Origin of the sequence: Aestuariivirga litoralis (assembly GCF_003234965.1) — a bacterium.
Taxonomy (GTDB): Bacteria; Pseudomonadota; Alphaproteobacteria; order Rhizobiales; family Aestuariivirgaceae; genus Aestuariivirga; species Aestuariivirga litoralis.
Window position 1 is genome coordinate 204,928 of the sequence record NZ_QKVK01000009.1, and the last position, 11,216, is coordinate 216,143.

The 11,216-nt window shown below is 66.4% G+C and carries 13 protein-coding genes; 9 read left to right on the forward strand and 4 right to left on the reverse strand.

Annotated elements, in window-relative coordinates; translation table 11 throughout:
* Positions 1-55 precede the first annotated feature (55 nt).
* The 8 genes from DK847_RS17835 (at position 56) to DK847_RS17865 (ending at position 8,213) form a co-directional block, all read left to right on the forward strand.
* Positions 56-946 (forward strand): N-acetylmuramic acid 6-phosphate etherase, encoded by an 891-nt coding sequence (locus tag DK847_RS17835; protein ID WP_111199895.1) that lies wholly within the window; start codon positions 56-58, stop codon positions 944-946.
* Positions 947-978: 32 nt separating this feature from the next.
* Positions 979-2,235, forward strand: coding sequence for an ABC transporter substrate-binding protein (locus tag DK847_RS17840; RefSeq protein ID WP_111199896.1), 1,257 nt, complete (start codon positions 979-981; stop codon positions 2,233-2,235).
* Between the two features lie 52 nt (positions 2,236-2,287).
* Positions 2,288-3,238, forward strand: a complete 951-nt coding sequence (locus DK847_RS17845; RefSeq protein WP_111199897.1) for a carbohydrate ABC transporter permease — start codon at positions 2,288-2,290, stop codon at positions 3,236-3,238.
* The gene (locus DK847_RS17850; protein ID WP_111199898.1) at positions 3,238-4,065 is read left to right on the forward strand and encodes a carbohydrate ABC transporter permease; all 828 of its coding nucleotides are present in this window, start codon (positions 3,238-3,240) and stop codon (positions 4,063-4,065) included. The genes DK847_RS17845 and DK847_RS17850 overlap by 1 nt, the downstream gene beginning before the upstream one ends.
* 7 nt (positions 4,066-4,072) lie before the next feature.
* A complete protein-coding gene (locus tag DK847_RS17855; protein ID WP_111199899.1) occupies positions 4,073-5,140 on the forward strand; it encodes an ABC transporter ATP-binding protein in 1,068 nt (355 codons plus the stop codon).
* A gap of 103 nt (positions 5,141-5,243) precedes the next feature.
* Positions 5,244-5,696, forward strand: coding sequence for a patatin-like phospholipase domain-containing protein (locus DK847_RS17860; protein WP_111199900.1), 453 nt, complete (start codon positions 5,244-5,246; stop codon positions 5,694-5,696).
* Positions 5,696-5,863 carry a hypothetical protein gene (locus DK847_RS20715; RefSeq protein WP_161957362.1) on the forward strand — a complete coding sequence of 56 codons (168 nt, stop codon included), beginning with the start codon at positions 5,696-5,698 and terminating at the stop codon, positions 5,861-5,863. Before DK847_RS17860 ends, DK847_RS20715 begins: the two co-directional genes overlap by 1 nt.
* Positions 5,864-6,092: 229 nt before the next feature.
* Positions 6,093-8,213, forward strand: a complete 2,121-nt coding sequence (locus DK847_RS17865) for a PAS domain S-box protein (protein ID WP_161957363.1) — start codon at positions 6,093-6,095, stop codon at positions 8,211-8,213.
* Here DK847_RS17865 and DK847_RS17870 read toward each other — a convergent pair.
* From DK847_RS17870 to DK847_RS20460, 4 genes are read right to left on the reverse strand one after another with little or no spacing between them, the layout of a single operon-like run.
* Positions 8,210-9,304 carry an AI-2E family transporter gene (locus tag DK847_RS17870; RefSeq protein ID WP_161957364.1) on the reverse strand — a complete coding sequence of 365 codons (1,095 nt, stop codon included), beginning with the start codon at positions 9,302-9,304 and terminating at the stop codon, positions 8,210-8,212. The genes DK847_RS17865 and DK847_RS17870 overlap by 4 nt on opposite strands.
* Positions 9,301-9,459, reverse strand: coding sequence for a DUF3309 domain-containing protein (locus tag DK847_RS17875; protein ID WP_111199903.1), 159 nt, complete (start codon positions 9,457-9,459; stop codon positions 9,301-9,303). Before DK847_RS17875 ends, DK847_RS17870 begins: the two co-directional genes overlap by 4 nt.
* Positions 9,460-9,504: 45 nt before the next feature.
* Positions 9,505-10,095 carry a sigma-70 family RNA polymerase sigma factor gene (locus DK847_RS17880; protein WP_111199904.1) on the reverse strand — a complete coding sequence of 197 codons (591 nt, stop codon included), beginning with the start codon at positions 10,093-10,095 and terminating at the stop codon, positions 9,505-9,507.
* Between the two features lies 1 nt (position 10,096).
* Positions 10,097-10,324, reverse strand: coding sequence for a NepR family anti-sigma factor (locus DK847_RS20460; RefSeq protein WP_146256180.1), 228 nt, complete (start codon positions 10,322-10,324; stop codon positions 10,097-10,099).
* A gap of 298 nt (positions 10,325-10,622) precedes the next feature.
* Here DK847_RS20460 and DK847_RS17885 point away from each other — a divergent pair.
* Positions 10,623-11,216 (forward strand): nucleotide sugar dehydrogenase (locus tag DK847_RS17885; RefSeq protein WP_146256181.1); only part of this gene is annotated, 594 nt, incomplete at its 3' end.

An 11,216-nucleotide genomic window follows, 5' to 3' on the forward strand; every position in this document is an offset into this window, starting at 1 on the left:
CGGGCTGAGGGAAAGCACCTTGACCTGCCGGCACTTCCGCCGCTCTACTGGCCGCATGGCAGACCGTCAGACCGAGCAGTCCGGCAGCTATGCGGGCCTCGACACCTGGCCCGACCTGCGCATCCTCGATGCGCTGCTCGCAGGCCAGCAGCGCGCGCTCGATGCGGTGCGGCAGGCCGCGCCCGCGATTTGCCATGCCGCCACCATTCTCTCCGAGCGTCTCGCCGGCGGGGGCCGCCTGGCCTATGCCGGTGCCGGCACCTCGATCCGCGTCGCGGTGCAGGACGGTTCCGAGCTTCCCGCCACCTTCGGCATGCCGGAGCAGCAGCTGCTCTATCTCATCGCCGGGGGCCGCGCCGCCATGTTCGACACGCTCGCCGACGCCGAGGATGACGCGGCCGACGGCGCGGCGCAGGCTGGCGTTCTCACCGCTGCCGACACCATGATCGCGGTGGCCGCCTCGGGCTCCACGCCCTTCACCGTGGCCGCGGCGAAGCGGGCGCGCGAGAAAGGCGCCTTCGTCATCGCCGTGGTCAACAATCCGGGCTCGAAACTGGCCGCCGCCGCCGATCTCGAAATCTTGCTCCCCTCAGGGCCGGAAGTCATCGCCGGCTCCACCCGCATGGGCGCAGGCACGGCGCAGAAGGCGGCGCTCAACCTTCTCTCCACCCTCACCCACATCAAGCTGGGCGCGGTGCATGACGGGCTGATGGTCAATGTGGAGGCCGGCAACATCAAGCTCCGCAAGCGAGCGGCGGGGATCATCGCCACCATCGCCGGGGTCGACGAGTCCCGCGCCGCCGCGGCGCTCGCGCAGGCTGGCGGCCACGTCAAGCCGGCCGTGCTCCTGTGTGCGGGTGCTAAGGACATTGCTGCAGCGCAACGGCTTTTGGCTGCCGCGAACGGCAACTTACGTCTGGCCATGTCACGGCTTGCCGTTACATAATGGGTCAAGAAGATTTCAACGGGAGGACTTTCATGCTCACCAGGACACTGAAGACACTGCTGCTCGGCGCCGCCGCCGCCGTCGCGCTTTCGGGCGCTGCCTCGGCCGGCACGCTGACGATCGAGAGCTGGCGCAACGACGATGCCCAGATCTGGAAGGACAAGATCATCCCCGCCTTCGAGAAGGCGCATCCCGACATCAAGGTCGAGTTCACGCCGACGGCGCCGAAGGAATACAACGCCGCGCTCAACGCCAAGCTCGAGGGCGGCACGGCGGGCGACATCATCACCTGCCGCCCCTTCGATGCCTCGCTGGAACTCTACAACAAGGGCTATCTCGTCTCGCTGAACGAGCTCTCGACCATGGGCAACTTCTCCGACGTGGCGAAGAGCGCCTGGACGACGGATGACGGCAAGACCACCTTCTGCGTGCCCATGGCCTCGGTCATCCACGGCTTCATCTACAACAAGGACATCTTCAAGGAACTGGGCCTCGAGGAACCCAAGACCGAGGACGAGTTCTTCGCCGTGCTCGAGAAGATCAAGTCGAACGGCACCTATGTGCCCCTCGTGCTCGGCACCAACGACCAGTGGGAGGCCGCCACGATGGGCTTCCAGAACATCGGTCCCAACTACTGGAAGGGCGAGGCAGGCCGCAAGGCGCTGATCGACGGCACGGGCAAGCTCACCGACCCGGCCTATGTCGACACCTTCGCGACGCTCGCCAAGTGGGCGCCCTACCTGGGTGACGGCTACAAGGCCCAGACCTACCCTGACAGCCAGAACCTCTTCGGCCTCGGCAAGGGTGCGATCTATGCGGCGGGCTCGTGGGACATCTCCACCTTCCGCGCCCAGAAGGTCAACATGGGTGCCTTCAAGCCGCCGCTGCCCAAGGGTGCCACCGAGTGCTTCATCTCGGACCACACCGACATCGGCATCGGCATGAACGCCAAGACCAAGAACCCGGCGGATGCCAAGGTGTTCCTTGACTGGATCGGCTCGGAGGAGTTCGCCAACATCCTCGGCAACGAGCTGCCGGGCTTCTTCCCGCTCTCCAATGCCAAGGTGACGCTGTCGGACGACGTGGCCCAGAGCTTCGTCAACTGGCGGGGCGAGTGCAAGTCGACGATCCGCAACTCCTACCAGATCCTGTCGCGCGGCACGCCGAACCTCGAGAACGAGATGTGGAACGTCTCCGCCCAGGTGATCAACGGCACCATGACGCCGGACGCCGCAGCCAAGCAGCTGCAGGACGGCCTCGCCAAGTGGTACGCCCCGCAGCAGAAGTAAGCTGACGCGAGGGGCCGCGGGTGAGAAGCCTGCGGCCCCTCCGTCTTCACGGATGGCACAGCAGCAGCACAGCGGACTGGTCGGCCTGCCGCAGGGCGCATACCTGCGGCTTCTGCTGTTCTTCCTCGGGCCGGCCGTCATCGTCTACACGCTGTTCTCGATCTACCCGCTGCTCGCCACCATCCTCAACTCGCTCTACAGCCACCAGAAGGACGGCAGCTACGTCTGGAACGGCCTCGGCAACTTCCACACCCTGCTGTTCGACCACACCTGGTCGCATCCGTTCTGGAACGCGCTGAAGAACAACTTCATCTTCTTCCTCATCCACATGTGCGTGCAGAACCCGATCGGCCTGCTGCTCGCCGCACTCCTCAGCCTGCCGCGGCTGCGCTTCCGCGCGACCTACCGCACCCTCATCTTCATGCCCACCATGCTCTCGGTGGTGGTCATCGGCTTCGTGTGGCAGCTGATCCTCTCGCCGCTCTGGGGCATCGCCAAGATGTTTCTCGGCTTCTTCGGCCTCGGCTTCCTGTTCGCCCCCTGGCTCGGCGTCGAATCCTCGGCCCTCGTCACCGTTTCGCTCATTTCCGTGTGGCAGTTCGTCGGCATCCCGATGATCCTGATCTACACGGCCCTGCTGGCGATCCCCGACGAACTCATCGATGCCGCCACGGTCGATGGCCTCAACCAGTTCCAGGCCTTCGTCTGGGTCAAGCTGCCGCTGATCTGGCCCACCATCGGCCTCGTCTCGATCCTCACCTTCGTCAACAACTTCAACGCGTTTGACTTGATCTACGCGATGAAGGGCGCGCTCGCGGGGCCCAATTTCTCGACCGACATCATGGGCACGCTGTTCTACCGCACCTTCTTCGGCAACCAGCTGCAGCTGGGAGATCCCTCCATGGGCTCGGCCATCGCCACCATGATGCTGCTCGTCATCCTCATCGGTGTCATGGCCTATCTCTTCCTCGTGCAGCGGCGCATCCAGAGGTACAGCTTCTGATGCGCAAGCCCCTCTCAGCCTTCGCCGTCCACGCCATCCTGGGGCTCTACACGCTGCTCGCACTCTTCCCCATCGTGCTGGTGGTGATGAATTCCTTCAAGGCCAAGCGGGCGATCTTCAACACGCCGCTGCAGCCGCCCGGTCCCTCGACTTTCGATCCTGTCGGCTACACCCGCGTCTTCGACGACAGCTCGCTGCCCCTCTATTACCTGAACTCGATCACCGTCACCGTCGGCACCATCTTCTTCACGCTGCTCTTCGGCGCCATGGCGGCCTGGGCGCTCACCGAATACAAGTTCCGCTTCAACACGCTGCTCGCCCTCTTCCTCTCCATCGGCATCATGGTGCCGATCCGGCTGGGCTCCGTCTCGATCATCCAGCTCGTCGCGGAGCTGAACCTCATCAACACCTTGACCGCGCTGATCCTCGTCTACACGGCGCAGAACCTGCCGCTCGCCATCTTCATCCTCTCCGAATTCATCGCCCAGATCCCGAAGGACCTGCGCGAGGCGGCACGCTGCGACGGGCTCTCCGAGTACAACATCTTCTTCCACATCATCCTGCCCTTGATCCGCCCCGCCATGGCAACGGTCGCCGTCTTCACCATGATCCCGGTGTGGAACGACCTGTGGTTCCCGCTGCTCCTCGCCCCCGCCGGCGGCAAGCAGACCATCACCCTCGGCGTCCAGCAGTTCCTCGGGCAATACATCACCGACTGGAACGCGGTGCTCGCCGCACTCTCCACGGCCATCGTGCCGGTCCTTCTCCTTTACGTCATTTTCTCCCGCCAGCTGATCCGGGGTCTCACCTCGGGCGCGGTGAAGTGAGGCGCCCATGGCCGAAGTCCTGATCGAAAACCTGAAGAAGAGCTTCGGCTCCGTCGAGGTGCTGAAGGATATCGACCTCACCGTGGAGGACGGCGGCTTCGTCGTGCTCGTCGGCCCTTCGGGCTGCGGCAAGTCGACCCTGCTGCGCGCCATCGCCGGCCTCGAACCCGTGTCCGGCGGCACCATCACCATCGGCGGCCGCAAGGTGAATGACCTTGCTCCCGCGCAACGCGAGATCGCCATGGTGTTCCAGTCCTATGCGCTCTATCCGCACATGGACGTCGCGGCCAACATGGGCTTCGGCCTCAAATTCGCCGGCACGCCGAAGGCAGAGATCGAAGCCCGCGTCGCCGAGGCCGCCCGCATCCTGCAGCTTGAGCCGCTCCTGAAGCGCCGCCCGCGCGAGCTCTCCGGCGGGCAGCGCCAGCGCGTCGCCATCGGCCGCGCCATCGTGCGGAAACCCCAGGTCTTCCTCTTCGATGAGCCGCTGTCGAACCTCGATGCCGCACTGCGCATCAACACCCGCGTCGAGATCGCCAGGCTCCACAAGCTGCTCGCCGCCACCATCGTCTATGTCACGCACGACCAGGTCGAGGCCATGACGCTGGCCGACAAGATCGTGGTCATGAACCAGGGCCGCATCGAGCAGCAGGGCAAGCCGCTGGACCTCTATTACCGCCCGGCCAATCTCTTCGTTGCCGGCTTCATCGGCTCGCCCGCCATGAACTTCCTCAAGGGTCAGGTCGTGGCGGCCGGCGTCGATCTCGGCGTCGATGGAAGGCTCGCCGTGCCGTTGCCGCAGGGCATGGCGGCAGGCACACCGGTCACGCTGGGAATTCGTCCAGAGCATATGAGGATTGCGGCGGGCGAGGGCGCGCTCCACCTCGCCGCCACGGTCGAGCTGGTGGAACGCCTGGGCGAGACCGGCTTCGCTCACCTCCGCCTCGCCTCCGGCACCGTCGCCATTGCTGAAATCCGCGGCGACACGGGCCTGAAGACGGGCGACCGCACCCATGTGGCGCTCGATGCCGCGCACCTCCACCTCTTCGGGGCGGATGGCCGGCGCCTCGGCTGAAGACCGGGGATCGAAACAGGAACCAACACCCGCGGGTGGCGTTCATCCGGAACGAACGAAGGGTTCGGGAACCGGACGGCTCACAACGCTCAGAGGTGTTTCGATGTGCGACTACAGCCTGGAAAATCAGATCAGCCGTGCCGCTGAGGTGGGCGACAAGCTCGTCACCAGCAGCTTTCCCATGACCCCCACCCGCGGCTTCTGCGCCGAGAACGAGGCGGGTGTCGCGGTGTGCCTGCTGCCCGGCACCGAGCTCGCCTTTGCCGAACCTGTCCGCTACAACGGCCTGTGGGGTTCGCTCGTCAATTATGTGAAGGCGCGCCTCGGGCGTGACATGGCCGATGCCATGCTGGCGCGCTTCCGCCAGGTCGATCTCGACAATCCGCACACCCACCATGATGCGATCGAACTGGCCGATGGCCGCGTGATCAAGCTGTCCCTGCTGCATGAGGGCCAGCGCGCCCGCGTGCTGCAGCTGCCGGCCGTCGGCGATCCGCAGCGCCGCCACGACGAGCATGCGCGTGGGGCGGGTGAAGCTCTGGCACCGGCGCGCTGATGCGCATCAGGCCCGGTATCGACGAGGAGCACAAGCAGGTCGAGCTGACCAGGACCGAGGCCCGCGCCGCGGGCAGGGGTTACAACATCCACGTGCTCATCTTCGGGTTGGGCGGGGTGATCATCGCCTTCCTGGTGATCCTCCTCGCCTATGCCCGGCTGGATTGAGCGGGCAGGGGCGGGAACAATCCCGCCCCTTCCGGCGTTGACCGTCCGCTGAAATGGACGTGCGGGCCCCCAACGGGCCGCATCTGCAGGGATGTCTTCCCCGTCAGCAGTTTCGAGGTGGCAGCTGCGCCCGCCGGGCGGGCGGCCTGCCGTGTGAGAAGGGGCCGCCCTTGTGGGTGGTTCGCGTGTGGTGCGTATGCGTGAGTTACGTTGGCCTTCGGCAACAATCATGTTTGATCGACAGAGAAACCGGGCAGCGAGCCCCAAGGACGGTGCCTGGATGCAGGGCGAGGCGAGCTGGGCCCTGCGGGCCCTCAGTGTGGCGCGCATCGTGTTCTATTCCATCGACTGCGCAACGGGCTTCATGCTCCGCTCCGACAATTGCATGGAGATACTCGGCATGCCGCCGGCGGGTCCGGCGGCCTCGTGGCCGCTCGTCATCTTCCCGGAGGATCGTGCCCATTACGAGCTGGCGCGGCGCTCGCTGTCGCCCCAGCAGCCAAACTTCGAGATCGAGTACCGGGTCGAGAACAGCAAGACCGGCAAGCAGTTCTGGGTGCTCGACCGGGGGGCCGGCGAATTCGACGCGGAAGGCCGCCTCACCGGCATCCGCGGCGCCATCATCGATGTCTCGGCGCGGATCAGCGTGGAGCGCGAGTTGCGCAAGGCCGCGCGCCTGCGCAGCGTGGTCTTCGAGGCGGCGCGCATGGCCGCCTGGCACTTCGACGTGGCGGCCGACCGCTTCACCTTCACGGACGAGTTGCTGGCGCTCCTCGAAATCGACCGCCGCCATTTCGATGGCACGCCTGCCGCCCTCGAGAACGCCATTCATCCGGATGACCGCGAGGCCTGGCGCCAGGCGCATGACCAGGCCCGCACGCCCGGCAACCGCATGGAGATCGAATTCCGCCTGCTGGTGCCCGGCCCGCGCACGCGCTGGATCCTGTCGCGCGGCGAGGTGGTGCGCCGCATCGACGGCGTGCCGCTCGAATCCTATGGCGTGATGATCGACATCACAGAGCGCAAGGCAGCGGAGGAGGCTGCGGCGCGCCTCGCCGCCATCGTCGAATCCTCCGAGGAGGCGATCATCGCCAAGACGCTGCGCGGCGTCATCACCAGCTGGAACAAGGGTGCCGAGCGCCTGTTCGGCTACACCGCGGAAGAGATGATCGGCGAGTCGGTCTGGAAGCTCATCCCGGAGGATGGCGAACACGAGGAAATCAACATCCTCAACACCGTGCGCACCAGCCAGTCGGTGCCCTCGCACGAGACGGTGCGCCTGCACCGCACCGGGCGGCGCATTCACGTCGCCGTCTCGGTCTCGCCCATTCTCAATGCCCAGGGCATGGTGGTCGGCGCCTCCACCATCGCGCGTGACGTCACCGAGCGCCGCCGCCAGACCGAGCTCCTCACCGAGAACGAGGCGCGCATGCGCCTCGCCCTCAAGTCGGCCCGCGCCGGCGCCTGGACGTTCGACCTGAAGCGCCGCGAGCTGCACTGGTCGCCGGAGATGTTTGCGCTCTATGGCCTCGATCCCGCCAAGGGCCAGCCCTCGCGCGAGATGCTGGCGCAGCGCATCTCGCCCGCCCACCGCCGGCGCGCCCGCAAGGAATTCGCCCGCGCCATGCTGCAGGGCGGTTCCTTCACGCTGGAATTCCCGATCAACCGCCCCGACGGCACCGAAATCTGGACGGCACTGGCCGGCGACGTGATCAAGGACGAGAACGGCAAGCCCGTCGCGGCGCGCGGCATCGACCAGGACATCACCGAGCGCAAGAACTGGGAGAAGCGCCAGGCCATGCTGCTGCGCGAGCTCTCGCACCGGGTGAAGAACACGCTGGCCGTGGTGCAGTCGGTGGCCCGCCAGACCCTGCGCTCCAGCCCCAGCCCGCGGAGCTTCGTCGATGCCTTCGAGGGCCGCATCCGCAGCCTCGCCGCCTCGCACAGCCTGTTGACCGAGGCGGACTGGGGCGGGGCGCGGCTCGACACCATCATCCACCACCAGGTCGCCGCCATGGTGCAGGATCATGACGGCCGCTTCCGCCTCAAGGGGCCGGACGTGGTGCTGAGTGCCGAGGTCGCCACCCAGATCGGCCTCGTCCTGCACGAACTCGCCACCAATGCCGCGAAATACGGGTCCCTCTCGGTGCCCGAGGGCCATGTCGACATCGTCTGGACCGCCACCCGCACCCGCCTCTGCCTGATGTGGCGCGAGCATGGCGGCCCGAAGATCGCGAAGAAGCCGGAGTTCACCGGCTTCGGCACGCTCCTCATCACCTCGAGCGCGCAGAAGGTCACCCAGCGCTTCCTCAGGGACGGCCTCGTCTGCAAGCTCGAATTCGCCCGCTAGGCTGTTGTCGTCTCCGCGCTGTGCCGTTGTGCCAGGAATTCCCCGAACGGCGCCAGCGCCTCGACATGGGCGCACAGCACGCGGAAACTGACGAGGATGGGCACCGCGACGACGATCCCGGCAATGCCCCAGCACCAGGCCCAGAAGGCCAGCGCCAGCAGGATCATCACGGCGTTGATTTCCATGCGCCGGCTCAGCACCGCGGGGGTGATGATCTGTGTCTCGAGCCCGATGAGGATGCCATAGGCCAGCGGCGCCAGCAGCGCATGGCCCAGCGTGTCGAACACCACGAAGCCGATCAGCGCGGAGACGGCGAGCCCGGTGATCGGCCCGAGATAGGGAATGAAGTTGAGCACGAAGGCGAACAGCGCCCACAGATGCGGCGTCGGCAGCCCGATGAGCCAGAAGGCGAGGCCGACCGCGACGGCGAGTCCCGCGTTGATCAGCGTGATCGACAGGAGATAGGCCGAAACCTCGCGCTCGACGTCGAGTGCGATGGCCAGCGCCGCCTTCTTGTCCGACAGCGTCGGCATCACCCGGATCAGCTTTTCATAGAACAGGTCGCCCGAGGCCATCAGGAACACCGCGATGACGATGGCGCCGCTCGCCACGAAGATCACGTTCAGCGGATAGCCTGCGAGAACGGTGAAGACGGTGGGCAGCATCGGCTGCTTCACCACCACCTCCTGGGCGTCGCTGTTCGCCGGTGCGGCGGCCTGCTGCAGGGCATCTGAAATATGGATCAGGCCGTCGAAGGAACTGCGCAGCGCCGCCAGCTTGTGCATCAGCTCCTGCTGCAGCCGTGGGGCATCGGCAATCCACTGCGAGATGGCGCCGGCAAAGGCGCTTGTGGCGATGCCGAGAATGGCCGCGGCGACCAGCACGATGCCGGCGGTGGTCGCCCAGGCGGGGATGCCGCGGCGCGACATGGCGCGCACCAGCGGCCTCATCGTGGTGGCGATGAAGAAGGCGAAGACCGCGGGCAGCAGGAAGTCGCGCGCGAAGGCGGCGCCCGCGACGGCTGCGATGGCCAGCAGGCCCGCCGCGATGCGCCGGATGTGGAGCAGCAGGCGTTGCTGCTCCGCCGTCAAATCCGTCCCATCAGCATCAGTATGATGACCACGACCACGATGAGGCCGAGGATGCCGGAGGGACCATAACCCCAGCTGCGGCTATAGCCCCAGCTCGGCAGCGCGCCGATGAGGATGAGGATCAGGATGATGATGAGAATGGTGCCAAGCGTCATGGAACGGCTCCTGTTCTGGTAAGGCAGCCCCAAACGCCGCAGAGTTCACTTGTGTTCCGATGGGTCTTCATCTCCGGCGCGGAGCGTGGGGGCGTGGCCCAGCAGCACGGCAAGCTTGTGGCGCGCGCGGTTCACGCGGCTCTTCACCGTGCCCACCGGCACATGGCAGATCTCAGCCACCTCCTGGTAGGAAAAGCCGGATGCCCCCACCAGCACCACCGCCTCGCGCTGGTCGTCGGGCAGCTGCTGCAGCGCCAGCCGCAGGTCGGACATGTCGAGCTGGCTTTCCTGGCCGGCGGGCGTCATCACCCCCGCGGCATAGCCGCCGTCGGCATCCTCCACCTCGCGCTTGCGCTTCCTCAGCTGGCTGAAATACTCGTTGCGCAGGATGGTGAACAGCCAGGCCTTGAGGTTGGTGCCCTCCTGGAAGCCGTGCTGGTGGTTCCACGCCTTCATCAGCGTTTCCTGCACCAGGTCGTCGGCATGGTCGGCATGCGCGGCGAGCGACAGCGCAAAGGCCCTGAGCTTGGGGATGGCGGCCAGAAGCCCCTGGCGGAAGGCGCTGCGCCGCTCGTCCTCGGCCACCCGGCTGTCGCTTGCCTCGGCTTGTGCGGCGGCGGGAAGGGGTTCGCTCATCTCAGCCGCGCCGCGGCTCCGCGGGCTCTTCCGCCGCCGCCTCGAGTTCGCGCATCAGTGCGGCGAGGCGGCCGGGCAGGGGCTGCTGCTGCAGCTCCTCATAGTGCAGGCGCAGCCGGCGCCCGATCATCTCGTGTACGGCAGGGCGCAGCCGGGGTAGCGGCTGCCTCTGGAAACCGTGTCCCTCCCGCCGGTTGGGGGTCATGTCGAATTCTCCGGATCTGTCCATTCTTCTCGCCGGGTCACGGTGCGCCCGCGCATCCCCGTCCATGTTGTGTATGTGTCGAGGGAAAGGGGACTTTCCGTCAGATGGTTCCGGCATGTGCCGGTTTTTCGGGGGGTGTGGCGCGCATGCATGCCCCGGTGCACCTCGCCTCGCCCTGTGGTTTAGGGCTCTGCACCAAATGAAACCTTCGCCCTACGCATAAACCCTAAGGCGCGAACGCTATTCCCTCGTTCCGGGGAACCGTCTAATGACCCTTTCCAGTCTGGTCCGCCTCGTGCGGAGCGTGTGGATAGGAAACATCATGAAGATCACGGTCATCGGCGCGGGCTATGTGGGGCTGGTCTCGGCGGCCTGCTTCTCGGACTTCGGCTACGAGGTGACCTGCGTGGACCGTGACCCGCGCAAGCTCGCCATGCTGGAAGGCGGCAAGATCCCGATCTACGAGCAGGGCCTCGAGCCCATCGTCAGCGCCAACCGCGCCGCCGGCCGCCTGATCTTCACCGACAAGCTGAAGGACGCCGTGGCCCAGGCCGACGTGGTGCTGATCGCGGTGGGAACGCCCACCCGCGAGGGCGAGGATTCGGCCGATCTCTCCTTCGTCTATGCCGCCGCCGAGGAGATCGCGAAGGCGATGTCCGGCTTCACCGTCATCGTCACCAAGTCGACCGTGCCGGTGGGCACGGCCGCGAAGCTGCGCGAGATCATCTCGAAGGCCAGGCCCGATGGCGATTTCGAGGTCGCCTCCAACCCCGAATTCATGCGCGAGGGCTCGGCGGTCGAGGACTTCCTCAGGCCGGACCGCGTGGTCGTCGGCGTGTCCTCCGAGCGCGCGGAGAAGGTGCTGAGCCAGCTCTACCGCCCGCTCACGGCCAAGAACGTGCCGCTCCTCGTCACC